Annotated in this window: 27 protein-coding genes and 1 pseudogene; 12 read left to right on the top strand and 16 right to left on the bottom strand. The window is 52.7% G+C overall.

Annotation, left to right across the window (positions count from 1 at the left end):
* The first annotated feature begins 121 nt into the window (after positions 1 to 121).
* The 5 genes from NWAT_RS16245 to NWAT_RS12005 all read left to right on the top strand — a co-directional run bounded on the left by NWAT_RS16245 (position 122) and on the right by NWAT_RS12005 (position 4,194).
* Positions 122 to 316, top strand: a complete 195-nt coding sequence (locus NWAT_RS16245; RefSeq protein ID WP_198342153.1) for a type II toxin-antitoxin system RelE/ParE family toxin — start codon at positions 122 to 124, stop codon at positions 314 to 316.
* A 27-nt stretch (positions 317 to 343) separates the two neighbouring features.
* A complete protein-coding gene (locus NWAT_RS12020; RefSeq protein WP_013221335.1) occupies positions 344 to 667 on the top strand; it encodes a hypothetical protein in 324 nt (107 codons plus the stop codon).
* Positions 668 to 789: 122 nt separating this feature from the next.
* Positions 790 to 1,572: a ParB/RepB/Spo0J family partition protein gene (locus NWAT_RS12015; protein ID WP_269724284.1), complete on the top strand. Its 783-nt coding sequence runs from the start codon at positions 790 to 792 to the stop codon at positions 1,570 to 1,572.
* A gap of 383 nt (positions 1,573 to 1,955) precedes the next feature.
* On the top strand, positions 1,956 to 2,888 hold the full coding sequence (locus tag NWAT_RS12010; protein ID WP_013221334.1) for a tyrosine-type recombinase/integrase: 933 nt from the start codon (positions 1,956 to 1,958) through the stop codon (positions 2,886 to 2,888).
* Positions 2,889 to 3,012: 124 nt separating this feature from the next.
* Entirely contained in the window at positions 3,013 to 4,194 is a 1,182-nt protein-coding gene (locus NWAT_RS12005) for a hypothetical protein (protein ID WP_157679908.1), read from the top strand.
* Here the strand turns inward: NWAT_RS12005 and NWAT_RS17540 are convergent.
* The 5 genes and pseudogenes from NWAT_RS17540 to NWAT_RS16240 all read right to left on the bottom strand — a co-directional run bounded on the left by NWAT_RS17540 (position 4,175) and on the right by NWAT_RS16240 (position 7,892).
* A complete protein-coding gene (locus NWAT_RS17540; RefSeq protein WP_013221332.1) occupies positions 4,175 to 4,651 on the bottom strand; it encodes a hypothetical protein in 477 nt (158 codons plus the stop codon). The two genes, NWAT_RS12005 and NWAT_RS17540, sit on opposite strands and share 20 nt — an antisense overlap.
* A 216-nt stretch (positions 4,652 to 4,867) precedes the next feature.
* Complete coding sequence (locus tag NWAT_RS11995) at positions 4,868 to 5,572, bottom strand: hypothetical protein (protein WP_013221331.1); 705 nt, start codon at positions 5,570 to 5,572, stop codon at positions 4,868 to 4,870.
* A gap of 51 nt (positions 5,573 to 5,623) precedes the next feature.
* On the bottom strand, positions 5,624 to 7,084 hold the full coding sequence (locus tag NWAT_RS11990; protein WP_041350725.1) for a DUF262 domain-containing protein: 1,461 nt from the start codon (positions 7,082 to 7,084) through the stop codon (positions 5,624 to 5,626).
* Between the two features lie 394 nt (positions 7,085 to 7,478).
* Positions 7,479 to 7,733, bottom strand: a pseudogene (locus NWAT_RS11985) (IS6 family transposase); the annotation flags it as partial.
* 36 nt (positions 7,734 to 7,769) lie between these two features.
* A complete protein-coding gene (locus tag NWAT_RS16240) occupies positions 7,770 to 7,892 on the bottom strand; it encodes a hypothetical protein (protein ID WP_332309879.1) in 123 nt (40 codons plus the stop codon).
* Between NWAT_RS16240 and NWAT_RS17535 the strand changes: the two genes are divergently transcribed.
* Positions 7,891 to 8,067: a hypothetical protein gene (locus tag NWAT_RS17535; protein ID WP_232420293.1), complete on the top strand. Its 177-nt coding sequence runs from the start codon at positions 7,891 to 7,893 to the stop codon at positions 8,065 to 8,067. The genes NWAT_RS16240 and NWAT_RS17535 overlap by 2 nt on opposite strands.
* A 78-nt stretch (positions 8,068 to 8,145) precedes the next feature.
* Here the strand turns inward: NWAT_RS17535 and NWAT_RS11980 are convergent, their stop codons facing one another.
* The gene (locus NWAT_RS11980) at positions 8,146 to 8,697 is read right to left on the bottom strand and encodes a recombinase family protein (RefSeq protein ID WP_013221328.1); all 552 of its coding nucleotides are present in this window, start codon (positions 8,695 to 8,697) and stop codon (positions 8,146 to 8,148) included.
* A gap of 266 nt (positions 8,698 to 8,963) precedes the next feature.
* On the opposite strand from NWAT_RS11980, the gene NWAT_RS11975 reads away from it, so the two are divergent.
* Positions 8,964 to 9,215 (top strand): FitA-like ribbon-helix-helix domain-containing protein, encoded by a 252-nt coding sequence (locus NWAT_RS11975; protein ID WP_013221327.1) that lies wholly within the window; start codon positions 8,964 to 8,966, stop codon positions 9,213 to 9,215.
* Entirely contained in the window at positions 9,212 to 9,631 is a 420-nt protein-coding gene (locus tag NWAT_RS11970; protein WP_013221326.1) for a type II toxin-antitoxin system VapC family toxin, read from the top strand. Before NWAT_RS11975 ends, NWAT_RS11970 begins: the two co-directional genes overlap by 4 nt.
* A 15-nt stretch (positions 9,632 to 9,646) precedes the next feature.
* Here NWAT_RS11970 and NWAT_RS16750 read toward each other — a convergent pair whose 3' ends face one another.
* Positions 9,647 to 9,799, bottom strand: coding sequence for a recombinase family protein (locus NWAT_RS16750; RefSeq protein ID WP_013221325.1), 153 nt, complete (start codon positions 9,797 to 9,799; stop codon positions 9,647 to 9,649).
* Positions 9,800 to 10,104: 305 nt separating this feature from the next.
* Here NWAT_RS16750 and NWAT_RS16745 point away from each other — a divergent pair, with 305 nt between their 5' ends.
* Positions 10,105 to 10,257 (top strand): hypothetical protein, encoded by a 153-nt coding sequence (locus NWAT_RS16745; RefSeq protein WP_157679906.1) that lies wholly within the window; start codon positions 10,105 to 10,107, stop codon positions 10,255 to 10,257.
* A gap of 32 nt (positions 10,258 to 10,289) precedes the next feature.
* On the opposite strand, the gene NWAT_RS11960 is transcribed toward NWAT_RS16745, so the two are convergent.
* From NWAT_RS11960 to NWAT_RS17530, 3 genes are all read right to left on the bottom strand, one after another.
* Complete coding sequence (locus NWAT_RS11960) at positions 10,290 to 12,317, bottom strand: DUF262 domain-containing protein (RefSeq protein WP_083781452.1); 2,028 nt, start codon at positions 12,315 to 12,317, stop codon at positions 10,290 to 10,292.
* Entirely contained in the window at positions 12,278 to 13,828 is a 1,551-nt protein-coding gene (locus NWAT_RS11955) for a DUF262 domain-containing protein (RefSeq protein WP_013221322.1), read from the bottom strand. The genes NWAT_RS11960 and NWAT_RS11955 overlap by 40 nt, the downstream gene beginning before the upstream one ends.
* A gap of 149 nt (positions 13,829 to 13,977) precedes the next feature.
* Positions 13,978 to 14,238: a hypothetical protein gene (locus tag NWAT_RS17530; protein WP_013221321.1), complete on the bottom strand. Its 261-nt coding sequence runs from the start codon at positions 14,236 to 14,238 to the stop codon at positions 13,978 to 13,980.
* Positions 14,239 to 14,319: 81 nt separating this feature from the next.
* On the opposite strand from NWAT_RS17530, the gene NWAT_RS17525 reads away from it, so the two are divergent.
* The gene (locus NWAT_RS17525) at positions 14,320 to 14,529 is read left to right on the top strand and encodes a hypothetical protein (protein WP_041350721.1); all 210 of its coding nucleotides are present in this window, start codon (positions 14,320 to 14,322) and stop codon (positions 14,527 to 14,529) included.
* A 205-nt stretch (positions 14,530 to 14,734) separates the two neighbouring features.
* Here the strand turns inward: NWAT_RS17525 and NWAT_RS17095 are convergent, their stop codons facing one another.
* Both NWAT_RS17095 and NWAT_RS11930 read right to left on the bottom strand, forming a co-directional pair.
* Positions 14,735 to 15,115 (bottom strand): hypothetical protein, encoded by a 381-nt coding sequence (locus tag NWAT_RS17095; RefSeq protein WP_041350719.1) that lies wholly within the window; start codon positions 15,113 to 15,115, stop codon positions 14,735 to 14,737.
* Positions 15,112 to 15,375 (bottom strand): DUF4158 domain-containing protein, encoded by a 264-nt coding sequence (locus NWAT_RS11930; RefSeq protein WP_157679904.1) that lies wholly within the window; start codon positions 15,373 to 15,375, stop codon positions 15,112 to 15,114. Before NWAT_RS11930 ends, NWAT_RS17095 begins: the two co-directional genes overlap by 4 nt.
* 89 nt (positions 15,376 to 15,464) lie before the next feature.
* Here NWAT_RS11930 and NWAT_RS11925 point away from each other — a divergent pair, with 89 nt between their 5' ends.
* Complete coding sequence (locus NWAT_RS11925) at positions 15,465 to 16,016, top strand: recombinase family protein (RefSeq protein WP_013221320.1); 552 nt, start codon at positions 15,465 to 15,467, stop codon at positions 16,014 to 16,016.
* A gap of 175 nt (positions 16,017 to 16,191) precedes the next feature.
* Here NWAT_RS11925 and NWAT_RS11920 read toward each other — a convergent pair whose 3' ends face one another.
* From NWAT_RS11920 to NWAT_RS11900, 4 genes are all read right to left on the bottom strand, one after another.
* Entirely contained in the window at positions 16,192 to 18,057 is a 1,866-nt protein-coding gene (locus NWAT_RS11920; protein ID WP_013221319.1) for a P-loop NTPase family protein, read from the bottom strand.
* 164 nt (positions 18,058 to 18,221) lie between these two features.
* Positions 18,222 to 18,683, bottom strand: a complete 462-nt coding sequence (locus NWAT_RS15710; protein ID WP_013221318.1) for a hypothetical protein — start codon at positions 18,681 to 18,683, stop codon at positions 18,222 to 18,224.
* Between the two features lie 153 nt (positions 18,684 to 18,836).
* Entirely contained in the window at positions 18,837 to 19,079 is a 243-nt protein-coding gene (gene brnA, locus NWAT_RS11905) for a type II toxin-antitoxin system BrnA family antitoxin (protein WP_013221317.1), read from the bottom strand.
* Positions 19,069 to 19,332 carry a BrnT family toxin gene (locus NWAT_RS11900; RefSeq protein WP_013221316.1) on the bottom strand — a complete coding sequence of 88 codons (264 nt, stop codon included), beginning with the start codon at positions 19,330 to 19,332 and terminating at the stop codon, positions 19,069 to 19,071. Before NWAT_RS11900 ends, brnA begins: the two co-directional genes overlap by 11 nt.
* Positions 19,333 to 19,379: 47 nt before the next feature.
* On the opposite strand from NWAT_RS11900, the gene NWAT_RS11895 reads away from it, so the two are divergent.
* Positions 19,380 to 19,715, top strand: a complete 336-nt coding sequence (locus NWAT_RS11895; protein WP_013221315.1) for a WGR domain-containing protein — start codon at positions 19,380 to 19,382, stop codon at positions 19,713 to 19,715.
* Positions 19,716 to 19,717: the final 2 nt, after the last annotated feature.

Below are 19,717 nucleotides of genomic sequence, written 5' to 3'. Positions count from 1 at the left end.
ATTCTCGCACTATGCCCCGTAACAACTCACGGGAGATGCAGAGGAAAACAGTCCTTATACGAAATAGTTCGATCGTCTGAATGTAGCCGCTGCGGTCAAGGCGACCACAGCGGCCTATCGGGTGGAGCAAGATAACTTCTCTAATGTGAAAGGTGTTGGCGCCGGCGTCCATGAGTACCGGATTGATTTTAGCCCTGGTTATCGGATCTACTTCGGCAAGGACGGGGATCGGTTGGTGATATTGTTCGCGGGAGGTACCAAAGAAGCACCAGGACGCAGACGTTGCTGCCGCAAAAGGGCATTGGCGCGACTATAAGCGCCGGAAACGGAAAGAGGTGACATAATGGCTTTGACGAAAGATTTTAAGGACACTATACGGGCACGTGCCCAGCGGGATTCTACCTTTCGTAAGGCCCTGCTGCAAGGAGGGGCCGAATGCCTGCTTGCCGGTATCGACATCACCGGCAAGGCTGTGTTGCGCGACTATATCAACGCGACGATCGGGTTTGAAGAACTCTCTCGGGTCTTCGATAAGTCGAGCAAGAGCTTCATGCGCATGTTCGGGCCGAAAGGAAATCCTCAGGCGAGCAATCTGTTTGCGGTGATCCATTATCTGCAGGAGCAGGAGGGCATACACTTGGAAGTCAAAGCCCGGAAAGTGGCCTAGGGGGTAGCTGTATGGCAGTGTCCAATCGGCAATTTTTCCAGGCATTTGGAAAGATTCTCTGAGCATGGTATTTTTCATGGTATTACCGCCTGCACCAAAAAACAAGCCATACTATCTAGCTAATCAGCTGGTATCGAAACGTTCTCACGAATCTCAGGGAAAATCCCGATCAGCCCCGTAAAGCCTTTGACGAGGCGGTCCTGCAAGAGCTTGCCGACTCCATAGAACAACACGGATTAATTCAGTCTATCGCCGTTGCATCAGATCCGGAGAATAAAGAGGGTTACATTGTGGTGGCCGGTGAGCGCCGGTTTCGTGCTTTTAAGCGGCTTGGGCGTGAGACCATACCGGCCATCGTTACCCAGGGGAACCATGATGAGATCGCCTTAATTGAAAATCTTCAACGCGAAAATCTCAATCCACTTGAAGAAGCGGAAGCGCTAGCACAGATTATGGGCCGCCATTCATATACTCAAAATGAGGTTAGTCAGGTCATCGGTAAAGCCAGGAATACCGTGAATGAGCTTTTGCGCCTCAATACGCTGCCCCAGGAGATCAAAGAGGAATATCGCAGTCGGACGTCCGACTCTATGGTGTCGAAGTCGGCACTTATTGAGCTTTCTAGGGTAAAGAACAAAGATGAACAGTTAAAGCTGTGGGAAGGGCTAAAGGCAGGGGCCACCGTGCGGACTGCTAGGAAAGCAAAAAAGGAGGGAATACCCACCAAGGAACCGTCCTCTCCCGCCACGCAACTGCTTTCCGCTGGAAAAGGATTTACCAAGAAACTGGCGGGGATTGCTCCTCACGAATTAAACAGTGAGCATTTTTATACGTTGCTTAAATTACGCGAGCAGATAGACAAATTAATTAACACCCTAGAGGAAGAGGGTGGCGGGCGATTTTAGGCTGTCCTTATGAGTGATCTTATCTTTTTTAAGCATGGATGAACTCAACAGACGGCCTCTTGGTAAAACCCAATCCCCACAGAGTCGGACGTCCGACTCCAGCATACAAAGCGGGTCCGTTCGGCTCTTGATGTACGGAAATATTTGTTTTGGCACATTGGATTTGAAAATTCCGGAATATGGATGTGTTTTTTAATTGATATATAGGTGTTTTTTTGCCAGACACCCCCATAGTTACGAAAAGTGGTTTCAACTCTAAAGCACTAAAATACCTATTTCAGTACATCGTAAATCCGGCGCTTAAGGTGCCGTAAGGGCAGCAGGAGATTAAAAGCCGCATGGAGAACGCGGCCCGACTTTGAACTGGGGAGGAATATTGGACAATGGAAAAAAAAGCCGTTGATTTCTGGCAGGCACGAAAAGACTTCCTGGCGCATCTGCATTACGCCAAGGGGTACAGTCAGGGGACCTGCTATGCCTACAACTCGGACCTGGGCATTTGGGGTCGGTGGCTGGCAGAAGCGGGCAACGACTGGCGTCAGGCGACCCATGTGGACACCGAACAGTTTGTGGCGTGGCAGATGCGGGAGCGGGGCACGAAGGCGCACATCGTGGCCCGCCGCTCCAGTTGCTTGGGCTCATTCTACAAATGGGCCATGAAAAACGCCCTGGTGGAATCGGACCCCATCTATCTGGCCGATAAACCCAAGCGCCCTTATCGTATCCCCGTCTGGCTGGAGAAAGAAGAGCAACTAGCTTTCCAGGAAGCCGTCCAACGAACTGAGGACTTACCCGAAAATATCTTCGGACATACCCGCGCGCACATTAAAACGGTCCGGCGTCGCTATGATGTTCTGTTTGGCCTTATTCTTAACAGTGGCCTGCGAATCAGCGAAGCCCTGGCCGTGAAAGTTCGGGATGTGCGGGTGGTGAACGGAATAGCCAAATCCGTGCGGATTATCGGCAAGGGCAACCGGGAACGACTGGTGCCCTTGCCGGAAGCCTTTGGGCAAGTTTTAGGCGCCTGGCTGCAAGATAGGGCAGTGGGCGATTTCGTGTTCGCCAAGGCCCCAGGGGAAAAACCACTTGGACCTCATGCGGTGCGGGCCTATTTGCGGCGGCTCATTGAACGGGCCGGCATCGACAAGCCGGTTACGCCCCACAAGCTGCGCCATACCTACGCCACGCGGCTGTTGGAAGCCGGGGCCGAACTGGTGGATATCCAGGCTTTGCTGGGGCACGTGGATTTATCCACCACCCAGATTTATACCCATGTGAGTGAGGAGCGGATGGCTGGGGTGGTGGCAAAGTTGTAGCCCATGGGAAGAGGTGCTCTTGATAGCTGTAAGTTGGAGAGCTTAAAGCTCAGATGGGATTGAAAAACTTTCCCCGCCCCAATTTCAATTAGAAGATGATGCCAAAGTCTCTTGTGGCACAGCTTTGACAGATATCCTGACCCAACATGTGAAGAGGAAACAATTGATGGATTCGGGAGATTGTACGGATGAGTTAGGAGAGATAAGGTTTACAGAATGGCAATGGCGAGATTATAGAAATGAACGTATAGATGTCAGTCCAGATCGCAGATGCTCTAGAAACAGCTTCAAGATCAGTAAAGATCATCTCGAATCTTATGAGGCAGGTTTGAAATGGGAATCTGAGTTGGTTTCAGCAGCTTTGGATGAAACAAGGAAAAGAAAATTTTTTGCCATTAATGCTTCCATGATTCTGTTTCCAGGATTGATTGCGGGAATGCTGGCGATGGTCTCCTATTTGGAGAAGGTTGAGGCAGGAATCGATTTTCATTGGATCTCCGTAGTTTCCATTTCCATGTTTATTGGAATGGCAAACATGATCACCATCAAATATATTGCAGCTTATAAAGCTCAAGCCAACCTGTTCATCAGGCAGCTAAATTGCCTAAGACAGGCCAGGGATTCAATTACTTATTACAAATTTGAAGGCAAGTATCCGGTTCATTTGAGGTCGCTGGTCGAGGGCGGGATTTATTATAAGACCTTCGGCAAACATCGAAAGCTCTATATCGGAAATGAGGAGTTGAGAGAAAGATTAGGCGGGTCATTTTCTGAATCCGCAGACAAATCATTGATCAGCTTCCTATTTTTAACTTCGTTAACGCTCATATCGGCTCCTTTCATCTATCTGGCTGCGATCTCCTTACGAGAATGGAAAACATTGCCGGAAAATTTCCTTCTTTTCACAAATGCGATCTATTTCGTTTTCTTTACTATGTTAGTTTTGATCGTATCGGTTTTATTTTTTGTGATTGGACATTGGAAAAACTTTAAAAAACTGAGAACAGATGATCATACGACTCATAATCCACCCGATGAACAGCCTGCTGGAACGGGTTATAAACCGATATTTCTTTTGAATATCAAGGATTATATATCCATGTTCCTAGTTGCTATCTTAGCTTGTTACTGGACTTTTCTCGGATGGAGTACGAGTCCGACGGTTGCGAATGCCTTTATGCTGACGTTGGCTAGCATTAGCCTGTTTTTAATCCTAATGTGCGTAAAGAAGGTATTTTTCGATTCTTTGAATAGGATTCACAAGTCTCTGGTGTATAAAGTTAATTTTAGCTTTGAGAACGAGTAAGGGAGCGTCTCAGAAACGGCAAACAAAGCGCGCTAAGCTCCTCCTTAATGCCTGAATCGTGTATCTGCACCATCCCCGGGACGCTGGTAGTTTGGTACCTCAAGAGCAGAGTGCTCCAGGCGAAAGACCTTGGCTTGGCGCTTGGTCTTTCCCTGCTAACGGGCAATGCCCTGGAGGAGTTTACGGACTTCCGGCACCGCCGTGGGATCGGGAAACCCTTGAAAAGTTGATGCCAGTGGCGCAGGGCCGTTAATCGCAGCGACAAGGTGCGGAGATTGAGGGTTTCGGCATGGGCCAGCAGGTGAGCCCTCACCGTAGGGGTCTCCGCCGGCAGGCGTCCGCCCCAGCGCTCGAAATGGCGAATCGCTAAGCAGTAAGCCCGCCGGGTGTTATCCGTTGTGACCGCTTCAATATAGCGCTGGTGCTGGCGGACTAAGCCACCAAAGGTTAGCGCCATTTATAACAAAGCCACTTCAGCCTTTTTGAATCTGTGAGAAATGACTGGTGAGATGGATTGCTGTGAATATGCACGTTTACTTAAAGTCTTAACAACCCTGCCTTTACCTTCATTCAAATGGTGCAAAGAGGGCATATGGGGCGAGCGTAAATTAGACCAATCCTCATCCCTCATAGATATTCACAGGGATACGACTCTTACCAGAGTAGTAGACTGCTATACTCGGTCATGAAAACGATCCTCTGCAAAGCCTGGCTTGATAAAGTCGAAAAGGGCTTGGTAGAGCCGTGCTTCGCGTTTTCGGACACTCTCGAGAAAAGCTGAAAGTTCATTTAGCTCCCATTCTCCCTTATTTTTTGGTGTCTCGTCCCAGCGCTCAGATATCTCTATGGCACTCGCTTCTCTTAAAGGATGAGTACCGGACTCTGCATGCTCGATAGTCTCTTCCCACCAGTGGGCTAATACGACCCAAGGGTCTAGGGTGCCCCTTTGGGACAGCTTTTCGCGTGCACATTGATCGCCATCGGCACGGTTAAAGCCAAGTGGCCAGGCGCGATAGTTACCAGTGTGGTTACGAAAATCACGAAACTTGTTCCAGAGCGACTGCTCCGCTCCTTGGTCCAGATGAAGGTCCTGTAGGACCAATTTAAGATCGGCTGGGCTCGGACGGTAATGATTAAAAAAGTTACTGGGGACGATATGGTCATGATCCCAAGGACGACCGGTATCCCCCAATAAGGCAATATCATCCAGGTAATCCCCAAACCAATCATCCATTGCGCCCCGCTGGTTCCAAAGCAGCAAATCGTCCCGACGCCTACCGGCCCATAGCTTCCCATCGGTATCAAACGGCCAATGATTGCGCGCAAATTGACGGGTAATAAAGATTTCCCGTTCTTCCGGTGACAGCGGTAAAACCACAATGCGGTTTTCGCTATCCTGTTCGGTGGTGGGGAAATTTGCATTTTTTAACTAATTCTGCTGGGCCTCAGGCAATTCTTCAAATTCTCTGAGGCTTGGAAAAGAACCTCCTTTTTTTACTAGCTGGAGCATTGCCCGCAGTAGTTCATTCTCTCCTTTGCGCCATTCAGAAAAAAAGTGATCGGTAAGCATAAAGCGCAGCACGGCCTCTCGATGATTTTCCGCATCGGCATCGTGCCCGGCTTGATCAAGCACATCGAGCCAGGACAGCACAGGCAACCAGGTACGGCTACGAAGCCGGGGAAGCATCACAATCGGAAGTCCTTCCGTGTCTCCTCGCTGGATAAGGGCTAATAATCTATTGATTAGGCGTTCAGCATGTCCTCCGAAGTAACTGAAAATTCTATTTTGGAATTTCTTAAATTTTTCTTGGTTTTTAGAATTACTGTCGAGGCCCAATGCCTTGAGCAGATCAAAGTTGAGTTCGGTTTGTTCTACCAGCTTTTCGCTTGAGAGTACAGTCAGCGCACGTAGAGTATCTAGTTCAGAAAAAACCTGCCGCTTTCCAGTATGTAGTTGGTGTACTTGACTAGCGCTTTCGGGTAAGCAGTTTTTAAGACCTGAAAAGAAAAGCTCTGCGGGCTTCAAATCGGTTCCATTTTGATTCAAACGCCGAAAGGCACGCAACAAATCTCCGTTGTCGATTTGGGTGATTACCGCACTAATAACCGGTTGATCAAGTTGCCGGATTCCGGCAAGCAGTTCCATCCATTGGTCCTGTCGCCACTTTTCCAGAACCGCATGAACTTTCTTCCGAATCGATGGCGGCAGCAGCGTTTGCTTGACCGTGCGCTGAACGGCACTTTCCAAGTAAATTTGTTGTGTCTGCGAATCCCCTGAAGGAAAGGGTAGCACCTCCTTTAACAGTTCTAGAATGGGGATCGGTGCTTTGGCATAGACAGGCCAGGTGTGGGAAAGGGGAATTTGAAAATCGAACTGGCCATTTAGAGGATAATTTGACTCGTGGCGTAATCGACGTGCCTCCCGTACTGTCCTTCCCGCTGCTCGCTCGCTCAAATCAGGCTTATCGCCCCATGGCCTCGCAAGAGAACAAAGGAAAAAACCGAAGCGGCGTTGCTCGTTTTTTTCCCAGCCTAGATCAAGCCACAGCCGTTCCGTCTTCGAACCTGCATACCCCAACCGAATGGCATTGCAACGCTGCTGACCATCAAGCAGCATGTAGTCTCCATTTTTAACCTTAAATTCGGCTTTTATGAATTCAGTCTTTTCGTCATAACGTCCACTTAAATCCCGGGTGGAAAGACTATTCGTCCCCGCTGTTGTGACTTCACACAAGATGCTCGAAGGAATAGGCATGCCACAGAGAAGCGAGTCCCACAATTCACACACCTGTACGGTTTTCCAAACTGCATCGCGCTGAATAATCGGCAGATGAATTCTTGGCGACTTGCTATTGTGATTAAAATGCTCCACCAGTTCCACAGTTGTCATGGGGAAAGATGATTCTTGGGGCATAAAATTAGGGTTATTCCGATAATGAGTTCTTAAACATAAGAAGGGACCGGCCTGTAGCCAATCGCACTAGCTTGTTTGCCAAAGTGCAATGCACTTACAGCAAAGGCCCCTTCACCGAGGAAGAGCTTACGCTTCGTTTCTTATCGGCCTTATGCACCCTAATGTGAAGTCTTTGATATAGGCTCAGTTACAGCGAAGCTGTCATAGGGGTTTGAAGTCCAGCGGAATGAAACCGGACGCTAAGCCAATGCGTATCGCCGGTTCGCTTAAACTAGGTATTGTTCAAGCCTCTGAGCTGATCCGCACGTTGGGGTTTTTTCGGTTCTGTTGCGTTAGTTTTTGACAAGCAGGGTTGGGCCGCCGTCAGGTCGCCTTTGCTCTTGATATGCGTCTCGTCCATTCGCCAGCTCGAACTCACCGGACGTTTCCTACCTTTCCGGAAGATCGCTTCTAGCTTCGGCGTAAACTTCCGAACCCAGCGGTAGATAGTGGAATGATCAACCTCAACGCCACGCTCTTCCATCATGTCGGCCAGATTGCGATAGCTCAGCGGGTAGGCCAGGTACCACCGAATGCAGATCAGGATGAGGTCTTTTTCGGAACGATGGCCTTTGAAGTCGATCATTCAGAATTTCGGGATGCAGTTCACGGGCAGCATAGCTTACCCAAACCGAAGTTCTCCCGCTAATGCAACAGAACCCTGTTCCTTACTGGCCTCCTGCGCCTCCCGAACATAACTATAGAGGGTGGGCTTTGAAATCCCCATCATCTCGCAGATTTTCATGACCGGCAGCTTCTTCTCCTCATATAAAGAGACCGCCACCGCCCGCTTATCAGGATTGGGGGATTTGCGCCGCCGCCAGGCCCGCCCGGGTGCGCTCCTGAATCAAATTGCGCCCGGTAAGGCTCGCAACCCATCAGTCCGCATAGCGCTGTTCGGCAATTTAGGGGATGGCTAGGCGATACGGGAACCGCAAATTCCATTTCAGCTGCTGGTGGAAAGCCGGGCACATCGTCTCGTTTTAGCCTTCTCGCCATTAATCCTTGCTTTCTAGTATTTTGTACACCGTGGAGCGGCCTATCTTCATCTGCCGGGCAATCTGCGTGGCGCCCACGCCTTGGCGATACAGGGCACGTACCCGCTCCCTGTCCACGGTCGGCTTGCGGCCAAACTGGATGCCTTTGGCCTTTGCTTCCAGACGCCCTTCGTTGGTGCGCTCCAGTATCCGCTGGCGCTCCGCCTGCGCCACGGCGGAGAGTATGGTGACCACCATTTTCCCCATCGTGCCCTCCGTACTAATCCCATCATCCAAAAAGCGAATGGCCACCCCCATCTCATCGAACGCTTTGATGAGCTGGATCATATCCGCCGTATCCCGCCCCAGCCGATCGAGCTTTTTGACCAGGATAATATCGCCTTCCTCGACCTTGAGCTGAAGCAGGCGAAGGCCTTCCCGGCTGATATGACTACCCGTGGCTTTATCCGTGAAGAGGCGGTGGGCGCGGACACCTTCCGCCTTAAGGGCCTTCACCTGCACATCCAGGGATTGCTGACTGGTGGATACGCGGGCATAACCAAAGAGTCGCATGGCGAAAACTGTCTCCTAAATCGATTTATAGACCAAATGTCTACTAAATAATGGTTTCACGAATTAATAGACAGTTTAGGCGGGACGATTGAGGATGTCCACCAATTTATAAATTAATAGACACCCCCATCACGCATTGTTGAGGCGCCAGACAAGGCCCGACTCATGAGGGCGCTGCCGGCGACCCCGGATAGCGGCAGTGACGCTTGCATGAATGCATGCATAAAAATAAAATGTATGCATTCATGCAATAAGAGGTTTTGAAAATGGCCATGCTGACAGTTCGCAACCTACCCGAAGAAGTGCACCGCGCCCTACGCGTGCGAGCCGCCACGCACGGGCGCAGCACCGAAGCTGAGGTGCGTGCCATCCTGGAAGAGGCGGTAAAGCCGGAAGGGCGGGTTAAGCTCGGTTCCCTGCTGGCCGGCATTGGTCGGCGTGCTGGGCTCAAGGACGAGGAGTATGCGGTCTTTGAGCAGCGCGACAAGACCCCCGCCCAGCCGGTCCGCTTTGAGTGATTCTGGTCGACACGAATGTGATTTCGGAGCCACTGCGCAAGGCGCCCGAGGCCCGCGTCATCGCGTGGATGGACGCCCAGCCGCTCGAAACGCTATACCTATCGGCCATTACCATTGCCGAGCTGCGTTTCGGTGTGGCGTCGCTACCGGCTGGCAAGCGGCGGGATAGACTGTATGAGAGCCTGGAGCGGCAAGTGTTGCCGCTGTTCACCAACCGCGTACTGTCGTTCGACCTAGCGGCCTCCCGGACCTATGCCGCGCTGATGGCGAAGGCACGCGCGGCCGGGTTGGCGATTGGGGTGAGCGATGGATATATCGCAGCAACGGCGACCGCCCATGGGATGAGGGTGGCCACCAGGGACACAGCACCGTTTGAGGCCGCGGGCGTGTCGATCATCAATCCGTGGGAGGCGTAGAGATACAGAGCCTTTTTATAGATTTCGCAAAATGCTTGGTGGCTGCTTTGCCACCGTACCGCTGCGCTGATTGATAATCACCTGCTCGTATCCAGCCACCTCCAGGGTGTCCCGTTGCAGGTTCGGATTTTGATTCAGGGTCGAGACCCGCCCATAGCCGATTTTCATGATTTGTCTCTCCCTGCGTAAAGAAACCCGAAAAACATTCTTATAACTCTGACGTCGATTATTTAACTGATTTACGTGCCGTTTTTCGCTCCGCAAACAGGGCCTAAAACGGCTCAGTGAAAAGGCGTCAACTAAACCCTCGTTTTATTTACCTTACTTTCCGGGCATTTATAACCCACGGCTGGTCACACCGGACAGGTAAGCTGAGAAAAACCTGTCCTTGGGAGATTTGGGCATGGGGTTTTGGTTTGGCGTTCTGATGGGGCTTCTCGGAGTTATCAACCCTGTTTGGGCTCAAGACTTCCATGAAGGCGATACCATTCGCCTTATCGAGTGGGGCCATGGCCTTTGTGGATCCGAGTTCTTTTCGGCATGTTACCTACCGGCAAGCCGATCGCCCAGTATGGGACAAGATCTCGGACCATTGTCCGGTGGTCGTCGAGCTGTGGGCGCCCTAAGGAAGGGAGGGGTAGTCCTAGAGTCTATGGTTTCAGGCACCCGCTTGACCTCGGTGATCGAACGCGAGATAACTCTCCATCAGCGCCATCATCTCACTTTGATGGGCTTTTGCAAGCCCATCGTTCCATTCAGTATTTTCATAAATCAGCGCCATTTTCAAGGAATCGAGCCGGTCCCTGTTTCTATTTAGAAATTGCAGACGCTTCTCGTTGAAGGGCTTGTTGCCATATTCCGAGTTTATGCTTCGTGAGACCAGTGCCAGATTGCCAAAGGTGTCCAATACCTCCTCGGATACTGTGTTGAAATCCGCCTCATGGGCGGTCTGGGGCGAGATATGTTCCACCGAATTCTTCGCCGTCATGCGGAAGTTATCCCGCCTGGGATCTTTCTCCTTCATCTGGGGAGATTTCAGATACCACAGCACAAACTCCATTTTGTAGAACCAATAATGGGGAAAATGAGTGCCCAGGTTTTCTTCTAAAAGATGGCAATCCAGGGGATTGCGGTGCCAGGGATTGTCCAGAAAGTCCCGGGTGCGCTCAATCAGGGAACGCTCATCGGCGGCGCAAAGCAGATGGTTGTCCAGATGGCGTAAATAAGCATAATGCTGCGACGGTTTGCCCGGGTAACGATGGAGCCACGCCAGCAGCGGCGTCAGCCAATAATGGGTAGTAATTTGCTGGGAATGGTAGAGCATGCTTTGCAGCAGGGCAAAGCCCTCATTCCTCTCGGGCTGATCTCGCACCAAGCTGCAGCTTTTCCGTAGCCTGTAAATGAGATGTCGTTCCTCCTCGCCGATGTTCACCCATTTGATCACATGCTTATCAAGGCAGTAACGAATCTCCCAGAGCAGCTCGATAAACGACTTGACCCGGGCTCCCGAGGCGCCCTCTTGCAGGAAATAGGCGTCAAACAACCTTAGCAGATCTTTATCCAAAATCCTCGGTAAATCGGCCTTACCTTGGCGCTGAAGCCAAATTCTCAAGGTATGCTGGAGCAGCAGGGGAAAACTGATGATGCTGCGCACCTCATCCGATTCATAGTGTTCATTATCCACGGCCGGCGGGGTACTGTCCTTATCTTGGCGCGACCCCGTGGCGCCTTTAAGGATGGCAGCCAAACTCAACGGCTCGTCCTCTTCTGCGGTGGCCTGTGGGCCGGCGAGTGCCTCGAGGACTTTCTCGGCGCTGGCCAAGTCTTCCCGGCCCTCGGCCCCCGCCTTATCCTCATAGAGGTCGGAAATCTTAAAGGGAGTGTTATCCTGGGTACTGCCCCGGGTGAGGTCCTTGAGGTTTTTCTCCACATAGCGGCTCATATCCGCACAGGCCTCCCAGAGCAAGGCATAGCGTTGCCGCTCCGTGGTATCAGATAGTTGCCTCAACAGGCGAGCCTTGAGAATCTGGTGGTGCTGTAATTGAAGGCCCCGGTGATTGATCACCTCGAATAGCTTGTTGAGATCCGTGTGGGGCGGGACCTGAGTGAGCACCAGTTTCACCTTCTCAAACAGAAACCGAGTGAAACGAGGGAGATCGAGCCCTGGCTCTCGCGCCTCGACAAAGGACTCGAGGGTGGCGAGCGCATCCTCGATGGGGGGACTGCCGACACACCTGCTCTCCTTGCCCTCGATGCGCTCGGCAAAGAAGGTGTTAATGTCTTGTCGAATGGCAAAAGTGAGGCGGGGCCGTTTGGCAGGGCCTTTAGAACTGTCCTGGTGGTACAAAAACCGCTGCATCGCCTCCTGCTCCCGCCACACCAGGCTCATCATCCATAGAGTGGTCAAGCGCTGCTGTCCATCGATGAGGTCAAAGGTGGTGCCGTTTTCGTTGCTCTCCCGCTCCACCACGAGGGTCGTGCCCAGATAGAGCATCTCTTCTCCCTGCTGGTAAGCCGCCAGCACATCCTCCAGTAGGGTGTCTATCTGATCCTTGCCCCACACATAGAGGCGCTGATAGAGGGGCACCGTAAAAAAGTAAAGGTGCTCGTCAATGTCCTGCAGGGTCAGCAAGCGAGAATGGAGGGTCATGACAACTGCTCCCGGATAAAGTCTTCGGTGATCCATGTCGCTTTGCCTTTCAGGCTGCCCTGCCTGCCGTAATATTCCAGCACCCGTTCTTTGTAGCGCCCCTGCACGCCCTCTCCCGGCTTGATGTCTTCCTCCTCACGCTGCTCATAGCTCTTTGCTGGATCCGCCTTGAGATAATCGATCACTTGCTCGGGCCGAAAGGCGCTGGCGATTACATCCAGCAGGTTCAGGGGGTTGTCTCGCAGGTAAATCAGGGGCGCTTGGGCAAAAATCGCGTGCTTTTCAAACCGGATGGCCCCCAATACATGCTCGAGCCACAGGGCAAAATGCAGCAATTGGCGATACCCAAATTGATCCACATACATCACACTGGCCAGCAGGAACAGCTCGCGCAGGTACAGCGATAGGTGAGCGAGCACTGCTTTATACATCTTCCTGAAGGCTTTCACCTCCGCCGGGTGATCCTCTTCCTTGAGTAGCTGCGTCAGCATGCGGGTATATTTGTCGGCATAGAGGAAAAAACCCAGGCCTTTGCTGATCGGCTGACGAAGCGCAAAGGGCAGTTCTGCAGGATGAGCCGTGAACGCCAAAGGGTGGGGCAACAAGCGAAGCTCCCTCTGGGGCGTTACCGCGAGCGCCACACCCAGGCAGTTGTGGCGTGTAGGATAGAGGGGGACCTGCTCCGGCGTCTCGGGGGAGAGGGTATCCTCTTGAAACTCCTGGAGGATATCCTCATAGGTGTCGTGGGCAATCAGTTTCTGCCCGGTCCAACGCCGCGCCCGCCACAGAAACTCATGGAACAGGGTCGGGGCAAAATCGGCTCCATGGCCAAGGATCGGCGGAGTCCGCTGCAAGCGCTCCCAGCGCTCAGCACAGTCCTCTTGCAAGTGCTCGGTACAGCTGCGGTCTCCTGGAATGGCCCGGAGGTGATAGGCTTTCAAGAGATCGGTGGCATTTAAGGGGACTCCTCGATGGTTTTGGGTATCGAAGAAGGTAAAGGCCAGATCTTCTGATGCCACCACGATCACGGTGAAACAGATCCGCTCGAACACATTACGGACCAGGGCATTTACATCCGCGCCGGCCAAATAGGCCTGGGCCCGTTGAATATGGGTGACCGACTGAGAGGATCCATAGCGGAGCGCATGATGGGGGGGTAACTCTCCCCTCAGAACATGATGCAGTACCGACAACGCGGTGAGACGCTGCTGACCATCAATTACGAAAAGCCGGCCCTTCTCCGGGTTTCTGTGCAGCAGCACCGTGCCCATATAATACTCCAGAGAGGGGTTCTCCTGACGCTCCCGGCTGTAGTCCCGCAAATCGGTGACCAACTGTGCGATCTTATTCGTCTCCCAGACAAAAGGTCGCTGATAACTGTCGATCGCTAGGGGCAGGGTGGCGTTCTCAAAGAGCGCGGCAAAGCTCTGTACCGAGACTTCGACGCTTGCCGCCATCGGAGTCTTAGGGGGTGGGGGATTGGGCCGCCGGTCCTCTCTGTCAAAGCAGGTCGCGGAGTGGGCCGAGGGGTAAGCAGAAAAAGTCATCACAACTCCCTAGGGACAAGGATAATGGTGTCTTAAAATCTTCATGACAGCTCCCCGGGGTAGCCGGCCTGAGGGCTCTCCGGGCGAGCCTTCAGGGCCTCAACCACACCCCACGTCACGGCTTCAAGGCTTTCCTCTTGGGGGATACATCAGAGCTGACGATCCCAGAGTTCCGGCCGCGTGACCAAATCATTGGCGACTTCGCCCGCATGCCGCAGGCCTTCGAAATAGCCATAGCAATGGCCGCCAGTCAAGGCCGTTTGGGGGGTGTCTGTCTCTTGGGTGAGGGTTTGTTGGCAGGCATTTAAAAACCAGCCCTGATCAAGGTTACCCTCACTGGCTACCAGGGGAGTGGCCAGTATCCCCCACAAGAGGAGCGGCATGCCTCCCAGCCATCGATAGTATTTCATAGGTCAATCGGGCTTCCACTAGATTGAGTAAGACTTTTCTGTTATCGGCTTCGGGCTCGTTTTCTTCAATCCTGCCAGCCCATGGACTTCCGTGAGCGGCGTAGGGGGGGATTCTCCGGGATTATTCGGCCTGGTAAAACGCGAGCTCCCTTGCCCCACTTAAGGCATGCTATCCTGGGGATTCGAGCCGTGGTGGCACCCTATGATTTCGTTGCTCCGCAGGAGGTGATGAACGAGGCGGCCGTCCAGCATTGGGTTGAAACTCTGGAGCAACAAACCGGGGCGGATTAGTTTTCACTGGTTTCGGAAACGAGCGTCGGGCGCTCCAAGCGCTACCAAGAATTCTATGCTTTTATCTGGCGTGAAGAGGTGATCGACTATACGGGCGGCGCCGTGGTCTATTTGGATCCGGGTAACCTCTTTGCTCGGGAGCCTTTCGCGGCGCGCTTTCAAACCAAAGTAAGCTTGCCGCAGATCAGTGTCAGCAGCCCACACCTTACGGCCACCACTGCGTCACATTCCCGATGGCACGAAAGGTCTCCTCACTGGTATAAATCTCCGCGATGTAGGCAAGATCATCGGCGCGCTCCTTTATCTTTGTGGGTTTGGTGGATTGAGACAGCTTTTTAAGCAGCGTCAGTTTGTAGCGGGCGTGTTTATCCTCGCCTTCTTGTTCGAAAATCCCATCCAGCAAGGTCAGGGCATCGGGGCTAAGTTCTCTTTCGATGACAATGGCCAGATCTCTCTTGCGTTGATTAAGTGCGGTCAAAATCAAGTTTGAAAGCTGATTATAACCGGGAAGCTGAATATGCTCGCGGATCAGCACATCAACACAGCGGTAAAATATCAGCTTTGGTTTTAGCTGCGCACAGATCATTGATGATAGTCCTGCGGTCTGTAAAATCTTTTTCCCGCCTTGAAATACCCGCAGGACAGCAAAAATCCCATTCGGCTCTCAGGTTTTTGCAGGCGCAGGGCCGTTTCCAGCAAAGAAGATGGAAAGTCAAAGAACTGCTTGCGCTCGGCTCTGTTAAAAACCGGGGGTGTATCGAACATTTCCTGTTCGGTCCGATTGAGAATATTCATTCTTGGCATAATAAAAACCTGTTTTCTTGTTTTTAAAACGATACTTTGCAAGACACGCCCCTTGACGTGTCTTTTTCCATGTCTCAAAATGGCATTCTCACATTGCCTTAGACATAACGAAACGCAAAAGAAATCAGATCATGGCCCTTGTCGGATATGCCCGCGTCAGCTCAATCGGACAAAGCCTCGATGTCCAGCTCGACAAGCTGGCGCACTGCGAAAAGCTCTTCCAGGAAAAGCACAGCGGCGCCTCCGATGCCCGTCCCCGCCTTAAAGCCTGCCTGGAATATGTCCGCGAGGGCGACGTGTTGGTGGTGACCCGCCTCGACCGGCTGGCGCGCTCCACCTTCCACCTGTGCCAGATCGCCCAATCTCTGAAGCACAAGCAGGTAGACCTTCAGGTGCTAGACCAGCGCATCAACACCGGCGATGCAACGGGCCGTCTCCTGTTTAATATGTTAGGGGCCATCGGCCAGTTCGAGACCGAAATCCGCGCCGAACGGCAAATGGACGGCATCCACAAAGCCAAAGAACGTGGCGTCGCCTTCGGTCGGAGGAAAAAACTGACGCCTCAGCAAGTGACCCAGCTGCGTGAAAAAAGAAATAGCGGCGCGCTGATTAAAGACCTGATGAGAGAATACGATCTCTCAAAAGCCACTGTCTATCGGTATCTGGAAACCGACCCAGCCTGAAGTTCTAAAACCGAAGTTTTTTGCGACAGTGCTGAGGGGATGAGAACAGCCTACCTGGAGAAATTGGCAGTTTCGCTTTTATCGCATCATGATTACGCGGATGCTCTTCGGCCCGTAGGCTATGATCCGAGAATTGAAGTAAGCTTGTCGCAGATCAGTGTCAGCAGCCAGCACCTTACGGCCACCACCGCATCACATTCCTGATGGCACGAAAGGTCTCCTCTACCGCCTTTTGTCCACCTATTTTAGCAATCAGAGGAGTGAGTGTGCGGATGTCATTCAGGAAGTCAGATCGTCTTTGAGACGCCAGAACCGGAAGTGTGTTTTGCCAAAGCGGATAAAGAAAAGCGCAAGACAAACTTACCAGTTTGTTTATTAACACCCTTAGCACCTGGGCACGAACCCCCTCCTCCTCAATAGCCCGCGCGGCGGCCAGCGCCTCGCCCAGCACCTCTTCCCGCTCTTCAGCCCGTAGATGGGGAACTAACTGTCTAAATGCCGAAACTCTTTCCTGCTTATCAGGAACTTGGCGGACATAGGCTAATCCCTGTGCAGGGCTCCAAATTTCATGTTGTACCAACGAAAGCAGCAAATTGGATGGAATATTGCCGGCGAGGCTATTGATGCTGGCTTGGCAGAGAGCGCAGCGGATTTCAAGACCCAGGTAAGGCGCTGGCTGGTTTCCTGCAACCCGCTGCGAATTGACCTGAACTGCTTTTCGCCAGACTCTCTGTACATCACTCAGAAATCCCCCATAGGCACCTTCTCGATGAAGCCAGGCTTGCCGCCAACCATCGCTGACCAGGGGCAGAAAGGCATCGACCCCTTGGTTGGCTCGCTCCAGGTGAGCTCCATAATATTGCACCACGTAAGGCGATACCGCTTTCGGTTCGAACCGCTTCTGGTTCAAGGCTTTTAGCGTCTCCTCTCCCCAAGAGAGGAACCGCGTTTCTAACTTTTCACATTCGGGTTTGCTGAGTTGCTCATAAAAGTGAATACCTAGCCGAGGATGGCTAAAGACATAGCCTTGGCTGCGCCCATCACCCATGATAAAACGCTTGAGGGGTTTTAGAGCACCATCCAAAGTCCTTGTGGTCAGGCGAACTGTAGAGGAAGAAGCTAGACAAAACATATCCTCATGATTCAGCGGGCCAAGAGCACAGGACAAGAGATTGAACAATTCCTCAACGACGGGTCTTTCGAATGGATCTCGCTCTTCCCACAGTTGGCGTTGATCGTCCCACCACTTTTTAAAGAAACCCTCCAAACCCGGCCGGATGCCGCGTAGGTCCTCGGGGCGGAGGCGGGTAACCTCCTCGCCCTGCGCCCAAAGATCGTCCACATACAGCTTCACCAGCAGCGGGTCACCTGCACTCAGGCGATACAGCTCAGCCACAATATCAACATTAGCGCCTAACCGGTCCAGGGGGAAGGCCATCTGCGTGAGCACGTCGGCCACACCCAAGGGCGTCAGCGCCTCCAGCGTCATGGTCTCCGCTCGGCCGGGGGTGTCCCAATTCAGGCGACGCTGCCAACCACTGGGGTCCTTATCTCCGGCCACATAACGGGCGGAGACGACCATGCGGGTCGTGGCGGGTAGGTTGAAGGGAAACAGGTGGGGACCGGCCTCCCAGCCCGCGGCTTCGTCCAGGCCGTCCAGGATGACCAGCAGCCGGCGTTCACCGGGCAACGGTTGGGCAAGATAATCTGCCACTAGCCCCTGCCAATCCTCTGATTTGGGATCGGCCTTGGCGGGTAAAGGTTTACCGTGGAATTTCGCTAAACGTGCCGCCAGGGTGGTAAAGACCACCCGAGCCAAGTTGGTACCGAAGCGGATACTGACCGGAAAGAACGCTACCGCTAGGTCCTCCCGCTCCAAGAGCCGTCGGCTCCAGCGCGCCAGTAGGGCCGACTTGCCCCGACCCGCCGGGGCTGCTAACAACCGATAGGGAGGGTGGTTGGGCTCCTCAAGCCAGGCGTCAAGGCGCGCCAGGTCTTCTTCGCGTCCTCCGAAAGGGACAGGGTGCTGAGGTGTGCCCAAGTATTCAATAAGGAAATTCTCGACACGAGTCGCATAGTCGGTAGACAGGGCGGCAACGCCCTGGATGAGGTGCTGAATGGCGATATCGTGAATATGGATAGGACCGTCAGCGGAAACATCCTGAAGATAAACGGCGAACGGCGGCAGGGATTCACCATCCGCCGTTAGGATTTTTTTGGGTCGGTCTCCGGATTATAGCCTGCCCTAACACCTTCTACCTCGACGCCACCACGAGTTTTGATGTCTCGGCCGCGAACACCCGTGCCTGTCGACAGGATGTCCTTCAAGCGGATGTATTCGGCTTCTACCTTTTCCAGGTCAACGCCGATAGTGGCGGCCGCCTGCGGTTCATGGGCCTTGATGGCATCGAGTAGCGCCTTGGCTTGGTCCAGTAGTTCCTCATCGTTGCCAGCGTCGGCATCGGTCAGGTCCTCGGCCACCGAGGCTTGCTTTGCCTCGGATTCGGGTTTCTTTTCCAAAGTCTCCAAAGCAACATCCCCATACTTGCTCTGAATGAGCGCTTTGAGGCCCTGGTAGGCATCCTGGATAGCCTGTTCAGTCGTAGACTTAACAGCAACGGCAGCGCCGGCCGCGAAGGCCGACACAATGACGATAACGGGTTCCATAGACTGCTCCCTTAGAGTAAACAGCACACTTAAGGGTTCGGTGCTCGCGCACTCCACCATACATATTCTTGTAACGGCTCATCTGGCCAAAGCCGCCAAGAGGCGAATCAGATCAATTGTATGAGAATGATAGTTCCTTATTAACACCGTCCGCTAACCAGACTTGTTAGCCGCTTCAGAGCGCAAGCGCTCGACCAACCAGACTTTAATAATGGACTGGCGAGTAACGCCTATGCGTGCCGCTTCGCGATCAAGCGAATCAACAACCCAAGAGGGGAAATCAACGTTAATTCGCTTTTGCTCCTGATTAGGACGACGCATAGTCGACAAATCAAGTTCATCAACTATATCCTCTTTACCCCGGTCAAACTTTTTGTCGAAGTCTTTAGCTTTCATAGAGCAGCACCTCTTTTTTACGTGAACGCCTGACGGAAATCAGGCGAATTTTATCTTCGCGATACGTGACAACAGCAGACCAATGCCGCCCGTCTATAAGGCCAATCACAATGAATCGGGGCTCGTCATCTGATTTTGCCCGCACTTCCAGGGCGTCAGGATCGGCCCATAACGCCTGTGCCGCAAGAAAATCGATACCGTGTTTCTTCAGGTTGGCTTGGCTTTTCGCTTCGTCATACGTGAACACGTGCATGAGTATAAAATATACCTTTTATACTCATCGAGCAAGGTAGCAATTTTATGCGGGGCACATTGCAAGTTGGAAATACGGCGGGAGTTTGTCCTGCGCCTGGAGGGCGGTACACTGCGGGCATGAATCACCCCAATGAAGCAGATTGGATGAGAGCGGCCTACTTGGAAAAACGAGACCCGGAGAAACGCCAGTTTCGCTTCTACCGCATTATCATCACCCAGACGCTCTTTGGCCCCTGGGCCTTGATCCGCGAATGGGGCAGGATCGGCAGCCCCGGCACCGTGCGGGAAGTCTGGTATGACAGTGAGCAGGAAGCCGTGGCAGCGGGGGAAAAACTCATGAAGCAGAAAACAAGGCGGGGATACGTCCCGTTATCACCATGATA

The sequence above is a fragment of the Nitrosococcus watsonii C-113 genome, assembly GCF_000143085.1.
Taxonomy (GTDB): Bacteria; Pseudomonadota; Gammaproteobacteria; order Nitrosococcales; family Nitrosococcaceae; genus Nitrosococcus; species Nitrosococcus watsonii.
This window is presented reverse-complemented; position numbering and strand designations above follow the sequence as displayed.